This window comes from Streptomyces typhae (assembly GCF_009755605.1).
Classification (GTDB): Bacteria; Actinomycetota; Actinomycetes; order Streptomycetales; family Streptomycetaceae; genus Streptomyces; species Streptomyces typhae.
In genome coordinates, this window is record NZ_WPNZ01000001.1 from 754,503 (window position 1) to 771,843 (window position 17,341).

The following is a 17,341-nucleotide window of genomic DNA, read 5'->3' on the forward strand; positions in this document are numbered from 1 at the left end:
GGGGGCTTCTCGCCGCCCGGGTGCTTCTCGCCGTTCGGGTGCTTCTCGCCGTTCGGGTGCTTGTCGGTCACCGCAGCAGCCCCTTCATCTCAATGGTGGGGAGCGCCTTGCGGGCCGCCTCCTCCGCCTCTCGGGCCGCTTCTTCCGCGTTCACGCCGAGCTTGGAGGACTGGATCTTCTGGTGCAGCTTGAGGATCGCGTCCATCAGCATCTCGGGCCGGGGCGGACAACCGGGCAGATAGATGTCGACCGGGACGACATGATCCACACCCTGCACAATCGCGTAATTGTTGAACATCCCGCCCGACGAGGCGCAGACCCCCATGGAGATGACCCACTTGGGGTTGGGCATCTGGTCGTAGACCTGGCGCAGGACGGGCGCCATCTTCTGGCTCACGCGTCCGGCGACGATCATCAGATCCGCCTGCCGCGGCGAGCCGCGGAACACCTCCATGCCGAAGCGCGCCAGGTCGTAGCGCCCGGCGCCGGTCGTCATCATCTCGATGGCGCAGCACGCGAGTCCGAACGTGGCGGGGAAGACGGATGACTTGCGCACCCACCCTGCGGCCTGCTCGACGGTGGTCAGCAGGAATCCGCTCGGCAGTTTCTCTTCGAGTCCCATGCTCTGTGGCCCCTCAGTCCCATTCCAGGCCGCCGCGCCGCCATACGTACGCGTAGGCGACGAAGACGGTGAGCACGAAGAGCAGCATCTCCACGAGCCCGAAAATCCCCAGGGCGTCGAACGTGACGGCCCAGGGGTAGAGAAAGACGATCTCGATGTCGAAGACGATGAAGAGCATCGCCGTCAGGTAGTACTTGATGGGGAAGCGCCCGCCGCCGGCCGGCGTGGGGGTCGGCTCGATACCGCACTCGTAGGCCTCGAGCTTCGCGCGGTTGTACCGCTTCGGCCCGATAAGCGTGGCCATGACCACGGAGAAGATCGCAAAGCCTGCCCCGAGGGCTCCCAGTACGAGGATGGGCGCATAGGCGTTCACCGCTCCTCGCTCCTCTCAGTCGGCGCTGACTGCTGGCGGTTGCGTCGGGCCCACGAAGATCGCTTACATGTGAAGCAGGTCACAAGCCCGACTGCCCCGCATCTTATGCCTGCCGGTCTGTGATCTGCGACACGGGGTACGACAACGGCTTTGTGATCTCCACCACCTGACGAAGGATCATGAAGTCGGATGAGCGGTGATCTTCACACGCGAAGCACCTGAGTGATCACCAGAGGTGACATCCTGACCCATCAGGCCTGGTCGAGGCGCGGTTGCACTATCAAGGCCAAGCCACTACAGGCAAATTGGCGCTGGACCGGATCACTTGATAGAGGCGGGCGTTCACACTTTGGCGCGAGAGGCGCGGAGGTGTGGACGGGTGCGTGGACGGCGGCCGATGCGTGCATCGCTTCACGAGTTCGCCGGGGGCCCGTCACCTCACCCGCGTGGACCCGTCACACCGCACAACCGGAAGATCTCGGACTGATCTCGGCCAGGTCTCGACGAGATCCAGTCGCCGCGCCCGAGTGACCTGCACCACACCCGAACTCCCGGCCGAACAACCGGGCTTGGCCAACCGCCTCGCCGGGTGGTATTCCACGGGCAATTCGGACGTAAAGCGGAAAACCCATGATCACAGGCGTGATCACGACTGTCCGCATTGCCCGTTACGGCGTCAATAAGAAGCGACACGCCCGGGATTCAGCCGTCGGAGGGGCAACTGTGGCGCAGCACACGTTTCTTGAAGGGAACCGTGTGTCCCTGATAGCGGTTGTTCTCATGTCCCACACCGCTCACATACCCAGCCACCGGAAGCCCCGCCGCAGCGCGTCGAAGATGGCTCTGCGCGCCGGAGTTGCCGGTGGCGTCCTCAGCACCCTGGCAGTGGCAGGCGCCGCTGGTACGGCGACCGCCGCCGAGCCGGTGACCGAGACCATCGAGCTGCCCACCCTGACGGCTGACCTGTCCGCGCAGATCGCCCAGTCCGCGGACGCCACCGCGCAGGCGGCCGACAGCTACGAGGCGCGCGCCCAGCAGGACGCCGCGGCCACGAAGGCGGCCAAGCAGGCCGCCAAGGACCAGGTCGAGGCCGCCAAGAAGGCGGAGGCCAAGAAGAAGGCCGCCGCCGAGGCCGAGGCCGAGCGCAAGGCCGCGGAGAAGCGCGCCGCGCGCGACGCCGAGCGCACCCGGCTCAGCACGCAGTCCGCGCCCTCCGGCGGCGGCTCCTCCACCTCCGCCTCGGACTCCTCGGGCTCGTCGAACGTGTCGACGCCCTCCAGCGGCAGCGTGGCGAGCGTCATCAGCTTCCTCAAGGCGCAGGTCGGCGACGCCTACGTCATGGGCGGCACGGGCCCCAACTCGTGGGACTGCTCGGGCCTCGTGCAGGCCGCCTTCAAGCAGGCGGGCGTCGACCTGCCGCGCACCTCGCAGGCCCAGTCGACGGCGGGCACGCCCGTCTCGCTGTCCAACCTCCAGGTGGGCGACATCGTCTACTGGGGTGGCGCCGGGTCCGCGTACCACGTGGGCGTGTACATCGGCGGCGGCCAGTACCTGGACGCCGCGAACCCCGGCAAGGGCGTCGTGATCCAGGACCTGTCCGGCTACCCCGCCTCGGGTGCCGTGCGCGTCCTCTGACGGCTCGCGTCCTCTGACGGCTTCGCAGCCTCTTACGGCTTCGCGTACGTCCACCACGTACGCACGTACACACGTACACAGGAAGGGCCGGAACCCCGCGCGGGGTTCCGGCCCTTCTGCCGTTCGTGGTGGCCCGGGGCCCGGGGGCCCGGTCAGGCCTTCGGGGCCACCTTGCTGAGGCCGTTGATGATGCGGTCCATCGCGTCGCCGCCCCGCGGGTCCGTGAGGTTCGCCAGCATCTTCAGGGTGAACTTCATCAGCATCGGGTGGGTGAGGCCCCGCTGGGCGGCGATCTTCATGACCTTCGGGTTGCCGATGAGCTTCACGAAGGCGCGGCCGAGCGTGTAGTAGCCGCCGTAGACCTCCTTGAGCGTCTTCGGGTAGTCGTGCAGGGCCAGTTCGCGCTGGGCGGGCGTGGCGCGGGCGTGCGCCTGCACGATGACGTCGGCCGCGATCTGGCCGGACTCCATGGCGTACGCGATGCCCTCGCCGTTGAACGGGTTGACGAGGCCGCCCGCGTCGCCGACGAGGAGCAGGCCCTTGGTGTAGTGCGGCTGGCGGTTGAACGCCATCGGCAGGGCCGCGCCGCGGATGGGCATGGTCATGTTCTCGGGCGTGTAGCCCCAGTCCTCGGGCATCGAGGCGCACCAGGCCTTGAGGATCTCGCGCCAGTCGAGCTCCTTGAAGGCGGCGGAGGTGTTCAGGACGCCGAGGCCGACGTTCGACGTGCCGTCGCCCATGCCGAAGATCCAGCCGTAGCCGGGCAGCAGCCGGTCCTGGGCGCCGCGGCGGTCCCACAGCTCCAGCCAGGACTCCAGGTAGTCGTCGTCGTGGCGCGGCGACGTGAAGTACGTACGCACCGCGACACCCATCGGGCGGTCCTCGCGGCGGTGCAGGCCCATCGCGAGCGACAGGCGCGTGGAGTTGCCGTCCGCGGCCACCACCAGCGGCGCGTGGAAGGTCACCGGCGTCTTGTCCTCGCCCATCTTGGCGTGCACGCCGGTGATGCGGCCGGTGCGGTCGTCGACGATCGGGGCGCCCACGTTGCAGCGCTCGTGCAGCCGCGCGCCCGCCTTCTGGGCCTGGCGCGCCAGCTGCTCGTCGAAGTCGTCGCGCTTCCGTACGAGGCCGTAGTCGGGGAAGGAGGCGAGTTCCGGCCAATCCAGCTGGAGCCGTACGCCGCCCCCGATGATGCGGAGTCCTTTGTTCCGCAACCAGCCGGCCTCTTCGGAGATGTCGATGCCCATCGACACGAGCTGCTTGGTGGCGCGGGGCGTGAGCCCGTCGCCGCAGACCTTCTCCCGCGGGAACGCGGTCTTTTCGAGGAGGAGTACGTCGAGTCCGGCCTTCGCCAGGTAGTACGCCGTGGTGGAACCGGCTGGCCCGGCCCCGACCACGATGACGTCAGCGGTGTTTTCGGAGAGGGGCTCGGTCACGGCGGGTTCTCCCCAAGGCTCGAAATATGTGTGCCGACGGGCACGGGATATGGGCAGTCTATGAGGCGGTACCGATCAACCAGGCGAAGGGCCACTTGTGAGCGATGTGAGCGACGTAAGCCCCGTTACCGTGGCCGCTTCTTCGGCCGTCACCACCGTGGCCGGATCCACGGCCGTGTCCCCGGCCGGTTCCGTCGTCGACGGCCCCGCCGTGCGGCTGCGCGTGCCCACGCACGAGGACGCCTTCGTCTGGCACCGGCTCTTCGACGACCCGGAGGTCATGGACTTCCTCGGGGGCGCTTCGGCGGAGCTGTCCGTGTACGAGGAGCTGACCGCCCGGCAGCGCCGGCACGACGCCGAGCACGGCTTCTGCCTGTGGACCCTGCTCGACCCGGCGGGCGACCCCATCGGCTTCACCGGCGCCCAGCCGTGGCCGCGCCCGTGGGGCCCGACGGGCGAGACAGAGATCGGCTGGCGCCTCGCGCGAGCGGCGTGGGGCCGGGGCTACGCGAGCGCGGCGGCCCGCGCCACCGTCGAGCGGGTGCGGGCCGCGGGTGTGCCCGCGGTGGTGGCAATGGTCGACCCGCGCAACGCGCGCTCGGTCGCGGTGGCCCGGGGCCTCGGCATGGAACCCGCTGAGACGTACGTCTCGCCCCGGTCGGGGCAGTCGGCTCAGTGCTTCCGGTTGGTGCTTTAGCGGGCTGTGCTCTTGGCTCGGGCTGGGGGGTGGCGCTGGGGCTGTGTCGGGGCCGGGCCGTGTCGGGTCCGGGACACGGCCGGGACCAGGACCTCGCTGGGACCGGGACCTCGCCGGGACCGGGGGCCGCGTCAGGTCCCGGTCGGTGGGGTTGTGGTCGTGGGCGGTGGAGCTACCCTGCCCATACCGCTGGGGGGTGACGCCTGTGCCGAGGACACCCGGGGCCGCCGGGCCGCCGGAGGTGCGCGTGCCGCGCCTGGTGGGGCTGATGGCGATGGACGCGCGCGAGACGGCAGCCGCGTACGGAGTGCGGCTCGCGGCGCCCGACCGGCCCGACTTCCCCGACCTCGTTGTGGACTACGTCGTCCGCCAGTTCCCGGTGCCCGAGGCCGAGGTTCCGCGCGGCGCCGTCGTGACGGTGTGGTTCGACCTCGGGCCGCAGGAGGGCGAGGGCGGCGCCGGAGTGCGCGAACCCCGGTGCCCGGTGCCGCCGGGCGGCGGGATGCGGCGCGCGCTCGACCCACCGGACGCATGCGGGCAGCGGCAGCCCGAGGTGGGCGTCGGAATCGGCTGAGGCGGCGCGCACCCCAGGCGTGCGCCGCCTCTTGCGCCGTCCGCCCGCGCGCTACCCGATGAGGCGCCAGGTGTTGAGCGCCGTCCGGTGCGTCTCCGCGCCGTGCCCGGCCGGCCAGAAGTCCTCGCGCCAGGACAGCTGGAGGGCGTACTCGGTGCCGTTCCCCGCGATGTAGCTGTGGTCGATGGCGTGGATCGTGCGGCCCGCCCGGTCCTCGTAGGTGTACTCCCACACCGCGGCCGGTCGCCCCCTGAACGTCGTGTCCGCGAGGCGGATGCGCCGGTAGTCCGACTTGTCCGGGTCCTTCTTGGCGTGCACCTCCATGTTCCTGAGGTTCCCGTACGAGGTGTAGTCGGCGTTGTCGATGACGCCGATCTGGAAGTTCTCCGGTCCCGTCACCCCCGCGTACACGATCTGGGTCGGGTTGTCGCCGATCTCGCGGCTCCAGCCGTCAGGGACCGCGAAGGAGAAACCCATCGTGTCGGTCACGCGCTGCGAGCCCGAGGGCACCGCGGCGCCGCCCGCGCTGTCGGCCGACCCGTCGTCGACCTCGGCGTCCGCTCCTTCGTCCGTGCCGTCGTCTGTGCCGTCGTTGACGCCGTCTTCCGTGCCGCCGCCGGTGCCGCCGTCCGTGCTGCCGGTGTCCGACGGTGAGCCGGCGGGCGTGGGCTGTGCGGCGCCCGCGGTCGACGCGTCGTCCGACGAGGGCGCGTCGGACGGCTGCTCGCTGCTGCTGACGGACGGGCTCCCGTTCTTGCCCTTGGCGTCCGTGTCGTCGCCCGACTGCTGCCAGAGCAGGACGCCCGCCGCGACACCGCCGCCGACGACCAGGGCGCCGACGAGCGTGGCCACCCAGATGCCCGCGCGGCCACGTGCCCCGCCGGGGGCGCGCCGCGGTGCCTGGGGGTGGCCGAGTTGGAAGGCGGGCGCCGGGGGGTACGGGTCGTGGCCCGCGCCGTGCGGCGGGGGCGGCGGAACCGGCAGGGCGCTCTGCGTCGGCACGGCGTGCGCGTCCGGAACCGGAGCCTGACCCGGCCCCGGCCCGGGGGCCCCGCCCGAACCTGACAGCGCGGAGGACGCGGACGGCACGGACGTCCCAGAGGGCACGGAGGGCGCGGACGGCGCGGACATCCCAGAGGGCACGGAGGGCGCGGACGGCGCGGAAGAACCGGCGGGACGGAATGAACCGGCAGGGCCGGGCGGGCCGGAGGGGCCGGGTGGCCCGGGTGGCATGGGCGGTCCGCCCACCCCGCCTCCCTGTCCCGCCGTCCGTGCCACGAACGGCCCCACGACGACCGCTCCCGCCACCCACAGCAACCCGAACAGCAGCGCTTCCGGCAGACTCACGCCGCCCTCGACGGTGGCCTTCGCCGAGTTGCCACTGCCGCCGAACCCGACCTCGCTCGCCGAGGTCTCGACGTTGAAGCCGCCGACCGCCGCGAGCAGCAGGAACATCCCGAAGAAGAGTCCCGCGGCGAGGACCTGTTCGCCGCGGCCCGCGCACCGGCGCGCGGCCAGCACACCGATCGTCAGCGCGCACACCAGGCCGAGCGCCAACGCGCCCACCACGGCACCGGAGTTGAACAGGTCACCGAGTTCGGAGAACCCGAACGACTGGCTCTCGCGCTCACCTCCGTACGACGTCGTACGCCGCCCGGTCGCCTCCGCCTCCAGCGGCGCGCCCCAGCCGACGCCGAGGGCGGCGAGGCCCAGGTTCGGCAGGACGAGCAGGGCGACGACGTACGGCGACACACCGGCGTCGTCCGTGTCGGCCGCGTCGGCCAGTTCGTCGATCTGGGTGAGGGCGAGGTAGCCGACCGCGGACGCCACGACCAGCACGACGGCGAGGGCGCGCAGCGCTACCCCGGCGGCGCGCAGGAACGCCTGCGCGCCAGGGCGCCCGGCGGGCCAGAGCGCGGTCGCCCCTTGGTGCGGTGCGCCTTCGCGGTACAGCAGGCCGCCCGTGACGGCCAGAGCGAGCAGCAGCGCGCCGAGCATGGCGAGGAACGGCCCCGACGACACCTCGACGCCCTCGATCTCCGGCTGCGCGAAGAGCCCGAGCGCCAGTACGCCGACGGCGGTCACCAGGCCGACGCGCAGGGCGGCTTCGAGCCCCGCCGTCGGTCCCGCGTGCTGGTCCCCGTACGCGGCGGCACGGTCGCGCAGACGGTTCCTGAGGGTGCGTGCGCCGATGAACAGCGCCCCGACGAACAGGGCCGTGACCGTCAGCGGCACCAGGTGTATCGACATGCTGCCGTCGATCGCGGACTCCGTGGTGGAGCCGGTGAAGCTGCGCTCCTCACGGCCGCTGAGCTCCAGGTCCCCGCCCACCGCTTGCAGCGTGACGGCGAGCGCGAGCCGCAGCCGTCCGACGAAGCCGACGACGTTCTCGCCGTCCTCGCCGTCCTGACCGTACGAGGGAAGAGCCCACGCCACGGCCGTGACCAGCAGCAACGCGAGCGGCCACAGCGCGGCCCGCACCGACCCGGCCCAGTCGCCCCGCAGGGCGCGCCCGAGGAAGGCGCCCACGGGCGAGGGCTTCGGGGGCGGGGGCAGATGCCCGGGAGGCGGTGGGGCGGCGAGCGGCGCCGCGTACGCGGGAGTCGCGGGGGCGGCCTCCGGGGGCGGAGGCGCGGGTGCCGGAGCGGCGGCGGGAGCGGGGGGCGGCGCGGGCGACGGTTCGGCGGCTGGGGGGTCCACCAGGGTCGCGGGGTGCGCCGGGGCTGCGGAGCCGGGCGGAGCCTTCGACTCCGCCTCGTCCCGACGCTCGGCGGCCGAATCGGTCGCGGTGTCGGCGGCCGAATCGGTCGCGGTGTCGGCGACCGAATCGACGGCCAGGTCGGCAGCCGGAACGGCGGCCGAATCGACGGCCGGGGCGGTGCCGGAGGCGGCGCCCGGTTCGGCGGCGGCGGGCGGTGCCGCGTCCTCGACCGGTGGGCGTTCACGCCCGCATCTCATGCAGAAGCGGGCCTCGTCGGGAGCTGGAGCCCCGCAACCGGGGCAGTTCGACGCCATCGGATAGCTCCGTTATGGGGAGAATGAGCAGAATGGGGAATGTGCGAAGAACGATGTGGGGACGCGGCCGACGAACGCCGACCGTCATGTCCCGGCCACTGCGCGTGGCTGGGACATAGCAACTGACACATCTTCTCCGCCAAACGGTTCCCGTCAACTCCCTTGCGCGGAGCTAACTCTGCTTGAACCCCCGGTGCAGCGCGACGACCCCGCCCGTGAGATTGCGGTAGGCCACCTTCGACCAGCCGGCGCCTTGCAGCCGCGCGGCGAGCTGGGGCTGGTTGGGCCAGGAGCGGATGGACTCGGCGAGATAGACGTACGCGTCCGGGTTGGAGCAGACCGTGCGCGCGACGGGCGGCAGCGCGCGCATCAGGTACTCGATGTAGACCGTGCGGAACGGCCCCCACGTGGGCTCGGAGAACTCGCAGATGACGACGCGTCCGCCGGGCCGGGTCACGCGGTACATCTCGCGCAGCGCGGCGTCGGTGTCCTGGACGTTGCGCAGGCCGAAGGAGATCGTGACGGCGTCGAAGGTGTCGTCCTTGAACGGCAGCTTCATCGCGTCGCCCGCGGTGAACGGCATCCACGGGTGGCGCTGCTTGCCCACGCGCAGCATGCCGAGCGAGAAGTCGCACGGGACGACGTACGCGCCCGCCTGCGCGAAGGGGCCCGACGAGGTGGCGGTCCCGGCGGCCAGGTCGAGGACCTTCTGCGCGGGACGGGCGTCCACCGCGCGGGCGACCTCCTTGCGCCAGAGCCGGGCCTGCCCGAGCGAGATCACGTCGTTGGTCAGGTCGTACCGTTCCGCCACGTCGTCGAACATGGAGGCGACTTCGTGCGGCTGCTTGTCCAAGGAGGCTCGGGTCACCCTGCCTATTGTGTCAGGCCGGTCTTCTGCCTCGGCGGTGGCCTTCGCCTGCGGCGGACTGTTCGCGGGGGCGTCTGCCCGGTTCTGATCCCTGGCGAGTGCGGGAGTTCTGTGGTTGCTCGCGCAGTTCCCCGCGCCCCTTCGGGGCGCCACCTTGCCGCGCGCCTCGGCCTGCCGTACGCCTCAGCGGCGGCGGTACACCAGGCGGCCGCCGATCGCCGTCGCCAGGCAGGTGCCGTCCGGGGTCAGCACGGTGAAGTCCGCTTCTCCCCCGGTGCGGGGCGGGGCCACCGGGCGGTCGCGGAAGCCCGAGCGGGCGACCGCCGTGCGGACCGTGGGGTGGGTGAACGGGCCCGCCAGGGCCGTGGTGCCCGTCGCCAGGAGGCGTTGGACGCCGCGTCTCGCGCTCGCGCCCCAACGGGTGTCCGTCATGTCCAGGGCGGCCAGGGCCAGGCCCGTCAGGGGTTCGGTGCCGAGGTCGTCGGCTTCGCGGGGGTCGGGCCAGTACGCGGATTCGAGGAGGGCGACGGCGTCGGGCTCGAAGCGGCCGGGGGTCAGGATGCCGTCGCCCCACTCCCGTACGCGCGCCCGCTCTCCGTACGCGGCGAGCAGCTCCTCGTACGGGCCGACGGCCGCGAAGCGGGTGCCGTCGACGACGACGGCGTGCCCTGCGACGACGGCGTGCCCTGCGACGACATCGCCCCCGGCGGCCTCGTCCCCGGGCGGCGGCCCGACTCCTCGTACCCGGTGCAGCGTGAGCAAGGCGCGCTAGTTCGCGGCCAGGAGCTTCAGCTCCGGGTGCGCCGTGCCGCCCTCCAGGGCCGTGGACGAGATGTGCGAGGCGACCCGCTCGTCGACGGGGTCGTGAGCCGGGTCGTCGTGCACGACGAGGTGCTCGTACGTCGTGGCGCGCTGGGCCGGGACCCGGTCCGCAGTGCGGATCATGTCGATCATCTCGCGCAGGTTGGAGCGGTGCTTGGCACCGGCGGAGGAGACCACGTTCTCCTCCAGCATCACCGAGCCGAGGTCGTCCGCCCCGTAGTGCAGCGTGAGCTGGCCGGCCTCCTTGCCGGTGGTCAGCCAGGAGCCCTGGATGTGCGCGACGTTGTCGAGGAAGATCCGGGCGATCGCGATCATGCGCAGGTACTCGAACACCGAGGCCTGCGTGCGGCCCTTGAGGTGGTTGTTCTCGGGCTGGTACGTGTACGGGATGAAGGCGCGGAAGCCGCCCGTACGGTCCTGCACGTCACGGATCATGCGCAGGTGCTCGATGCGCTCGGCGTTCGTCTCACCGGTGCCCATGAGCATCGTGGAGGTCGACTCCACTCCCAGGTTGTGCGCCGTCTCCATGATCTCCAGCCAGCGCTCGCCGGACTCCTTGAGCGGCGCGATGGCCTTGCGCGGCCGCTCGGGCAGCAGCTCGGCGCCCGCGCCCGCGAACGAGTCGAGTCCGGCGGCGTTGATCCGCTGGATCGCCTCCTCCACCGTGACCTTGGAGATGCGGGCCATGTGCTCGACCTCGGAGGCGCCGAGGGAGTGGATGACCAGCTGGGGGAAGTTCTTCTTGATCGCCGAGAAGTGTTCCTCGTAGTACTCGACGCCGAAGTCCGGGTGGTGGCCGCCCTGGAACATGATCTGCGTGCCACCCAGCTCGACGGTCTCCGCGCAGCGGCGCAGGATGTCGTCGAGGTCGCGCGTCCAGCCCTTCTTGGTGTCCTTCGGGGCCGCGTAGAAGGCACAGAACTTGCACGCCGTCACGCAGACGTTCGTGTAGTTGATGTTGCGCTCGATGATGTACGTCGCGATGTGCTCGGTGCCCGCGTAGCGGCGGCGGCGTACGGCGTCGGCGGCGGCGCCGAGTGCGTGCAGCGGGGCGTCGCGGTACAGGTCGAGCGCCTCTTCGGCGCTGATCCGTCCGCCTGCTGCGGCGCGGTCGAGGACGGACTGAAGGTCGGCCTTCTCGGTCACCGGGGCGTCCCTTTCGTCAGGGGGCGGACAGATCTTCTTCAGCGTACGCCAGGGGCCGGGGGCCGCTGCGGTGGGGAGCCGCCGCCCCGGCCGGAGCCGCCGCCGCGCAGGGGAGCGCCGCTGCCGCGAGGAGCGCGGGCTGCGGCGGAGGTGTCGCTCACGCCGCGTACGCGCCGAGCAGGACTCCCGCGAACGCCCCGGTCAGCAGGAACGGGCCGAACGCGATCGCCGTTCTGCGGCCCGCCTTGCGCACGGCGACGAGCCAGCCCCCGTACACCGCCGCGAGCACGAAGCCCGTGAACGTGCCCAGCAGCAGGACGCCCCAGCCGTACCAGCCGAGGGCCGCGCCGAGCGCCAGCGCGAGCTTGACGTCGCCGAACGCCATGCCGTTCGGATTGATCAGGAAGAGGACGAAGTAGCCGCCGCTGAGGATGACCGTGCCGAGCGCCGCCGTCGTCCAGGACCCGCCGTGCTCCGGCAGGGCCGCGGCCGCGGCGAGTAGCCCGAGGGCCGCCGCCGCCATCGGCAGGGTCAGGACGTCCGGCAGGCGCATGACGGCGAAGTCGACGATCGCCAGGACGACGCCGGGCGGGGTGAGGAGCAGCCACACCACGAGTTCCGGGCGGGGGCCCGTGGTGGCGGCGAGGGCCGCGCAGGCCGCGGCGGTGATCAGGGCGGTCAGTACGGCGCGGGTGCGGGCCGCTCGCGCGTCCCCGCACTCGTCCGGTGCCGGGCCCAGCCAGCCCTTGAGCTGGTGCTCGCCGCTCGGGCAGCGGTCCCGCCAGGGTCGCTCCGGCGGGACCGAGAAGCGGTAGGCCGCTCGGGGCAGCAGGAAGCCCGTGGCGGCGCCCCAGAGGGTGGCCCCGATGACGATCAGGGTCTGCTGCATGGCGCTCCGCTTCGGTCGGTGTTCGGTTCTTCGGGCTGGCAGTAATGGGTGGGCGGGTGGGGAAAGCCGCCGCGGAGCGGTGGTGGACGGTAACCGGCCGATGAACCAGGCCCAGGCCGCGGTGCGCCGAGGCCGACAGTAACGGGTGGGCGGGTGGGGAAAGCCGCCGCGGAGCGGGGGTGGGCGGTTGCCGCCCCCGGCGGTGCCCCTACGCGGCGCCCGCCCGCCACCCCGGCGACAACTCGTCCAGCAACGCCTCCGTACGCGGAGGCAACCCCCGCGCCCCGCTCCGTCCGACCAGGTCCGCCGCGAGGGTCCGCAGCCTCGCCGGGTCACCCGTCGCGTGGGTGGCCCGCAGCAGTTCGTGCCACAGGCGCTCGTCGGTGGGGGCGGACCCGAGGGCCGCGTTCAGCGCCTCGATGGCCTTCTCGGCGCGGTCCTTCTCCAGGTGGAACTCGGACAGCGCGAGCCCGATGTCCGCGACGAGGAGCGGCAGTTGCGCGTCGACTATCTCGTGGGTGAGCCAGCCGTACCGCCCTTGCGGTCGGTCCGCGAGGAGCGGACCGCGCACCAGGACGAGGGCGTCGGTGAGCATCCGCCCCCGCACGGCCCGGTTGCCGGACCCGCGGCCCTGCGTCGCCTCGTGGTACAGCGACCGCAGGACGTCCAGGTCGGAGACGACGGACTTGGCCAGCGTGAGCCGGCCACCGGCGTCGGCGGTCAGCCGCGGCGAGCCGTCCGGATCGCTGCCGAGCCAGCCCCGAAGCCGGTCGACCAGGGCGTCACGGACGTCGTCGGTGACCCCGCGCGGCCACAGCGCGGAGGCGAGGACCCGCGGGTGCACGCCCTCGCGGTGCAGCAACAGCAGCGCCAGGGCCTCGTGCAGGAGCGGGCTGCGCTCGCCGTCCGGGCTGTCGAGGCCGATGATCTCGTAGCTGCCGACGAGCCGTGCGTACACCGCGGGGCGGCCCTGCTCGCTGACGTCGACGAGGAACGGCGGCGCGACCGCGGCCCCGCCGTCCGAGCCGTCGCCGCCGTCGCCGCCCCCGGGTCGGGGGTCGGCGGCGACGAACAGTTCGACCACGGCACGCCGCAGCGGCTCCGGCAACTGCTGTGCCACCAGTTCGAGGCCGAGGAGCGGGGCGCGCAGCGTGCCCTCACCGGTGATCTGCATCTCCCAGGCGGCGCCGGGCAGTTCGCCGGTGTCGGAGCCGACCACGTAACCGATGCCGAGGCGGCTCGCGTCGGCGGCCAGCTCGGCGAGGGCCACGGCGTCCTCGGGGCTCGGCTGCGCCGCGAGCAGCACCAGGTGCGGAGCCCAGCGGGTGTGCTGGGCGGGTCCTGTGCGGCCGGTGAGCACCGAGTCGTGCCCGGCGGCGCCGAGCGCGCCGCGGCGCTGCCGGGTCTCGGCGTCCATCGTCTCGATGAGCGCCTCGACGTCCTCCAGGTGCCGCAGCCGGTTCGGGGCGAGCGGCGTCAGGTCGTCGCCGAAGCCGACGAGGGTGATGGTCATGCGGTCCGACCAGCCGTTGGTGGCGAGCTCCGCCGCGAGGGAGGCGAACACGGCCGTCCGGTCGGCCGCCGCACCGGCGAGCGACACGATGCCGGGCACGGCCTCCAGGTTCAGCAGCAGCCGCGAGTCGTCGTCCATGGTGCCCAGACAGACCAGGCCCGGGTAGGGGGCGGCCGCGTCCACGTCGCCGTACCGCTCGGCGTCCGTGCGGGCGAGCGTCCAGAACGTGTCGTCCTGGCCCAACTGCCAGGGCGCGGGCGGCCGTCCGGCGGCCTGTGCCAACTGAAGGTGCAGGTCGCCGCCGGTGAGCCAGGCCGCGTACACCGTGGGCAGGGGGCGGGACTCCTCGGTGAGGGCGGCGGCGAGGCCCCGCAGCGAGCGGTCGAGGATCCGCACGCCCTCGGGGTCGGCGCCGACGAGCAGGGCGTCCTGGGCGTCGGCCGCGGCGCCCGTCGGCGTCGGCGGCTCCATGCCGCGGCGCAGGCCGACGGCGCCCATCGCCGACTGCCACAGCGCCTGCCGCCGTCGGCGGCCGAGGGCTCCGAGCAGTCCGGCGGCGAGCAGGGGCGCGCCGATGAGCGCCTCGGGCAGGCCGAAGGAGGAGTCCGAGGAGGAGTCCGAGGAGGAGCCATCGGAAGCGGTGGATGCGGACTCCTTTCCGCGGTCGTCGCCCTTGCCGCGGTCGTCGCCCTTGCCGCGGTCGTCGCCCTTGCCGCGGTCGGTGCCCTTTCCGCGGTCGTCATCCTGTCCGCGGTCGGTGCCCTGTCCGCTGCCCCGCTCGCTGCCGCCCGGCCGCTGCTCGGGCAGTGCGATGTGGGCCGTGTCGCGGTCGATGGACCCCCCGCCCTTGCGGTCGCCGCCCGTCTCCTGGGCGCCGCCGCCCTGCCGCTGGTCCCCGGACTTGGCGTAGTCGGCGATCTGCTCGCGGACCTCCTTCGACACCTCGGGGGCCTCGTCGGGCATCTCCACCAGGTCGCCGCCGTGCGCGTCGGCGGGCATCTCCATGATCCAGCCCGGCCGGATGAGGCTGGCCTCGGAGAGCCGGGAGCCGTCGGGCTGCTCACGGTCCTTGTTGAGCTGGTAGATCTCCTTGTACCGCCGTCCGTCGCCGAGGTGGCGCTCCGCTATCTCCCAGAGGGAGTCGTGGTGGCGGCCCTCCGGGGGCTGGATGCGGTAGAACTTCGTGTCCCCCTCCTTGCCCGCACGGTCCGCCGCGTGGCCTGCCTGCTCGGCGAGGGCGTCCGCGGCGCTCGCCGCGGCATGCCGCTGGTCCTGGCCGAGGACGCCGGGGGTCTGCTGGGCGGTGGCGGCGGTCGGCTTGTGGTTGTCCTCCGCGGCCTGCCCGAAGTTCGAAAGGCCCGGCGCGAAGCCGGCCGCCGTGGCACCGACGAGGAGGAGCGCCGCGACGAGCTGCCGGGCGAGCACCTGGCTCGGCCCCGCCCCCGGCACCCGCCCCGGCATGCCCACACCGGAGAGCGCGGCCTTGACCTCCACGAGCACACACGCGGTGAACTGGGCCCAGGCCAGCCAGACCACGACGGTCAGCACGTTGACGAACGTGGTGACCGTGATCTCCTGCTGAAGCCAGTCCAGGGACGGCGCTCCGCCGGGCAGCGGCCACCCCACGAAGTAGGCGAGGGCCCCGGGCACGCCGACGAGCAGCGCGGTGAGGGCGACGAAGGCGAGGAACGCCTTGACGAAGTCCCCTGCCGAACGCCGGCGCCCCGGCAGGGGCTGAGGAGTCCGGTTCCTCGGACCCGTCGAGCTTGGGGTGGTACGTCGCGCCATGGCGGGTTTCCTGGTCCTGATCCTTGGTGGGCTCGTATGTCTCGTACGCAGGGGTGGTGCGTGTGCAGGGATGGTTCGTATGCAGGGGCGGTTCGTAGGTGCGTACTCGGCGTCGTTCAGGTGCGTACTCGGCGTCGTTCACGTGCGTACTCAGCGATGTTACGGAAATGCGGGTCACCCGACGGGGGCCTGTGGATAACCCCCCGGCCTCCGGCTACCCCACTTCGTTCTCCGCCGCCGCCCGGCCGTGCACCGTCACGTCACCGCCGAAGAACATCCCGGTGAAAACGGGGCTGTACGTCATCTGCACCTCGACCTCGACCTGTTCGGCGGTGGCGGTGACGCAGTGCGTGGCCGCCACGTCGGGGCCGTTGAGCCCCATCTCCCGGGCGAACTTCTGGACCCGGGCGCCGCAGTTCTCGTAATTGATGGGAGCCCCCTTCGCGCCCTCGTACAGACCCTCCGTGTCGAGGTCCTGGGCGGCGTAGCGGGCGGCCTGTTCGGCGATGTCGGCGGCGCGTTCACGCTTGGAGATGGACAGGCCGCCGTCGATCACGAACGCGGACAGGGTGAGGAAGACGAGCGCGAAGACGATGACGGCGCCCGCGCCCGAACCCCGGTCGTCCAGACGCGCCCGGCGGGCGCCCGCCCACGCACGCACTCTCACCACCACGGTGCTCACGCCGACCTCCGGTACGGATCGAGCGGGGAGCTGAAGCTCGCCTCCAGCGTCGTCGGGATGTCCAGGCCGAGCATCTCCAGGCCGCGCACCTCGCAGCTCACCTCTACCGTGAAGAGCGTGTCCGGCTCGAAGCCCGCGCTCTTCTGCACGACGTGCACCGGACCCGAGCAGACGTCCTCCAGGTCCGCCTTGGCCGCCTTGCGCGCCTCAGCCATCGCCGTGCCCTGGTCCTTCTGGATCGACCCGGCGCGGGCGGCGTCGCGCGCCGCCCCGTCGACGGCGCCCCGGCCCTCGACGAGCTGCCCGAAGGCCACAAGGACCAGGATGAAGAGGATCATCACCGGCGCCAGGATGACCACTTCGACGGTCGACAGACCCCGGTCACCTCCCACGGCCGACAGACCCCGGTCACCTTTCACAGCCGACAGGCCCGGGTCACCTCCCACGGCCGACAGCCCCCGGTCCCCCCGTGGCGTCCGCATCACTCCCCCTCCTCCACGAACCGCTCCACCGGCCCCGACGACTGCGCGTGCACCTTGAAGTCGAGCCCGGGGAACACCGTGGGCACATCGGCCGTGATCTCCACGCCGACCGTGTTCCGCTCCGGCTGGACGGTCTGCACGTCGGGGCGGAGCACGAGCTTCGGGCCGAGCTGGCGGATGTAGGCGTCGACGACGTCGGTCGCCCCGCCCCGCCAGCCGCCGGGGTTCTCGTCGGCCGTGGCGCGGGCCTTGCGCGCGCCGGCCTGGGCCGCGGCCTGGGCGACGTGGTCCGCGAAGAAGTACAGCGCGAACTGCACGGTCGCGAAGATCAGGAAGAAGAGCACCGGGGTGAGCAGCACGAACTCGATCGCGGTCATGCCGGACTCGCCGCGGGCGGAGGCTGCCTCCACCCTGCGGCGCACGAATCCCGGCAACCGGTCACGGCACGCCCCGCTGCACGCCCCGCTGCACGCCCCGCTGCCGGTCCCTCTCCCGCTTTCGCCCCCGTTGTCCCTCATGACGTCGACAGCCGCCCGGTCAGCAGGTCTTGCTGGCGTCGGCGCCCTCGATGCAGTCGCTGACCTTGTCGGCGCCGCCCTTGAGCGCGTTGTTGATGATCGCGGCGACCACGCCGACGATCGCCACCACGACCGCCGAGATGATCACCCACTCGACGGCGGACGCGCCGCGGTCGAGCTCGCCGGAGCGGGCGCGCCGCACCCGGGTCTGCAGGAAGGTCACGAGGAAGTCGACTGCCGGGATGCCGGAGCTGAAGTTCCGACCGTTCATGGTGAGTTGT

At 72.3% G+C, this 17,341-nt stretch carries 16 protein-coding genes; 3 read left to right on the forward strand and 13 right to left on the reverse strand.

Annotated features, from left to right (window positions below):
• Positions 1–67 precede the first annotated feature (67 nt).
• Positions 68–622, reverse strand: coding sequence for a NuoB/complex I 20 kDa subunit family protein (locus GPA10_RS03335; RefSeq protein ID WP_058848041.1), 555 nt, complete (start codon positions 620–622; stop codon positions 68–70).
• Positions 623–635: 13 nt separating this feature from the next.
• A complete protein-coding gene (locus GPA10_RS03340; protein ID WP_003992243.1) occupies positions 636–995 on the reverse strand; it encodes an NADH-quinone oxidoreductase subunit A in 360 nt (119 codons plus the stop codon).
• 780 nt (positions 996–1,775) lie between these two features.
• Here GPA10_RS03340 and GPA10_RS03345 point away from each other — a divergent pair.
• Positions 1,776–2,630 carry a C40 family peptidase gene (locus GPA10_RS03345; RefSeq protein ID WP_058848040.1) on the forward strand — a complete coding sequence of 285 codons (855 nt, stop codon included), beginning with the start codon at positions 1,776–1,778 and terminating at the stop codon, positions 2,628–2,630.
• 152 nt (positions 2,631–2,782) lie between these two features.
• Here the strand turns inward: GPA10_RS03345 and GPA10_RS03350 are convergent, their stop codons facing one another.
• Positions 2,783–4,066, reverse strand: a complete 1,284-nt coding sequence (locus tag GPA10_RS03350) for a geranylgeranyl reductase family protein (RefSeq protein ID WP_058848039.1) — start codon at positions 4,064–4,066, stop codon at positions 2,783–2,785.
• A 175-nt stretch (positions 4,067–4,241) separates the two neighbouring features.
• On the opposite strand from GPA10_RS03350, the gene GPA10_RS03355 reads away from it, so the two are divergent.
• Together GPA10_RS03355 and GPA10_RS03360 are read left to right on the forward strand one after the other, a co-directional pair.
• On the forward strand, positions 4,242–4,763 hold the full coding sequence (locus GPA10_RS03355; protein WP_343040289.1) for a GNAT family N-acetyltransferase: 522 nt from the start codon (positions 4,242–4,244) through the stop codon (positions 4,761–4,763).
• 205 nt (positions 4,764–4,968) lie between these two features.
• Positions 4,969–5,337, forward strand: coding sequence for a PASTA domain-containing protein (locus tag GPA10_RS03360; protein ID WP_343040244.1), 369 nt, complete (start codon positions 4,969–4,971; stop codon positions 5,335–5,337).
• Positions 5,338–5,388: 51 nt separating this feature from the next.
• Here GPA10_RS03360 and GPA10_RS41590 read toward each other — a convergent pair whose 3' ends face one another.
• From GPA10_RS41590 to GPA10_RS03410, 10 genes are all read right to left on the reverse strand, one after another.
• Entirely contained in the window at positions 5,389–8,352 is a 2,964-nt protein-coding gene (locus GPA10_RS41590) for a zinc ribbon domain-containing protein (protein WP_198351488.1), read from the reverse strand.
• A 172-nt stretch (positions 8,353–8,524) separates the two neighbouring features.
• Entirely contained in the window at positions 8,525–9,220 is a 696-nt protein-coding gene (locus GPA10_RS03370) for a demethylmenaquinone methyltransferase (protein WP_058848035.1), read from the reverse strand.
• A 183-nt stretch (positions 9,221–9,403) separates the two neighbouring features.
• Positions 9,404–9,982 carry an imidazolonepropionase-like domain-containing protein gene (locus GPA10_RS03375; protein WP_157164049.1) on the reverse strand — a complete coding sequence of 193 codons (579 nt, stop codon included), beginning with the start codon at positions 9,980–9,982 and terminating at the stop codon, positions 9,404–9,406.
• Positions 9,983–9,988: 6 nt separating this feature from the next.
• Positions 9,989–11,188 (reverse strand): cyclic dehypoxanthinyl futalosine synthase, encoded by a 1,200-nt coding sequence (gene mqnC / locus GPA10_RS03380; RefSeq protein WP_343040245.1) that lies wholly within the window; start codon positions 11,186–11,188, stop codon positions 9,989–9,991.
• 157 nt (positions 11,189–11,345) lie between these two features.
• Positions 11,346–12,077: a prepilin peptidase gene (locus tag GPA10_RS03385; RefSeq protein WP_157164050.1), complete on the reverse strand. Its 732-nt coding sequence runs from the start codon at positions 12,075–12,077 to the stop codon at positions 11,346–11,348.
• A 208-nt stretch (positions 12,078–12,285) separates the two neighbouring features.
• The gene (locus GPA10_RS03390; protein ID WP_157164051.1) at positions 12,286–15,378 is read right to left on the reverse strand and encodes an AfsR/SARP family transcriptional regulator; all 3,093 of its coding nucleotides are present in this window, start codon (positions 15,376–15,378) and stop codon (positions 12,286–12,288) included.
• 214 nt (positions 15,379–15,592) lie between these two features.
• A complete protein-coding gene (locus tag GPA10_RS03395; RefSeq protein WP_343040246.1) occupies positions 15,593–16,060 on the reverse strand; it encodes a pilus assembly protein TadG-related protein in 468 nt (155 codons plus the stop codon).
• Positions 16,057–16,461 (reverse strand): TadE/TadG family type IV pilus assembly protein, encoded by a 405-nt coding sequence (locus tag GPA10_RS03400; RefSeq protein ID WP_425505662.1) that lies wholly within the window; start codon positions 16,459–16,461, stop codon positions 16,057–16,059. Before GPA10_RS03400 ends, GPA10_RS03395 begins: the two co-directional genes overlap by 4 nt.
• An 80-nt stretch (positions 16,462–16,541) precedes the next feature.
• The gene (locus GPA10_RS03405) at positions 16,542–16,919 is read right to left on the reverse strand and encodes a TadE family protein (RefSeq protein ID WP_241845019.1); all 378 of its coding nucleotides are present in this window, start codon (positions 16,917–16,919) and stop codon (positions 16,542–16,544) included.
• A 160-nt stretch (positions 16,920–17,079) separates the two neighbouring features.
• On the reverse strand, positions 17,080–17,331 hold the full coding sequence (locus GPA10_RS03410) for a hypothetical protein (RefSeq protein ID WP_030565356.1): 252 nt from the start codon (positions 17,329–17,331) through the stop codon (positions 17,080–17,082).
• Positions 17,332–17,341: the final 10 nt, after the last annotated feature.

Bases quoted from the DNA above. Each gene is read 5' to 3' on its own strand.
- GPA10_RS41590 (WP_198351488.1), bottom strand. From the start codon at position 8,352: ATGGCGTCGAACTGCCCCGGTTGCGGGGCTCCAGCTCCCGACGAGGCC.
- GPA10_RS03405 (WP_241845019.1), bottom strand. From the start codon at position 16,919: ATGACCGCGATCGAGTTCGTGCTGCTCACCCCGGTGCTCTTCTTCCTG.
- GPA10_RS03345 (WP_058848040.1), top strand. From the start codon at position 1,776: ATGTCCCACACCGCTCACATACCCAGCCACCGGAAGCCCCGCCGCAGC.
- GPA10_RS03335 (WP_058848041.1), bottom strand. From the start codon at position 622: ATGGGACTCGAAGAGAAACTGCCGAGCGGATTCCTGCTGACCACCGTC.
- GPA10_RS03385 (WP_157164050.1), bottom strand. From the start codon at position 12,077: ATGCAGCAGACCCTGATCGTCATCGGGGCCACCCTCTGGGGCGCCGCC.
- GPA10_RS03390 (WP_157164051.1), bottom strand. From the start codon at position 15,378: ATGGCGCGACGTACCACCCCAAGCTCGACGGGTCCGAGGAACCGGACT.
- GPA10_RS03410 (WP_030565356.1), bottom strand. From the start codon at position 17,331: ATGAACGGTCGGAACTTCAGCTCCGGCATCCCGGCAGTCGACTTCCTC.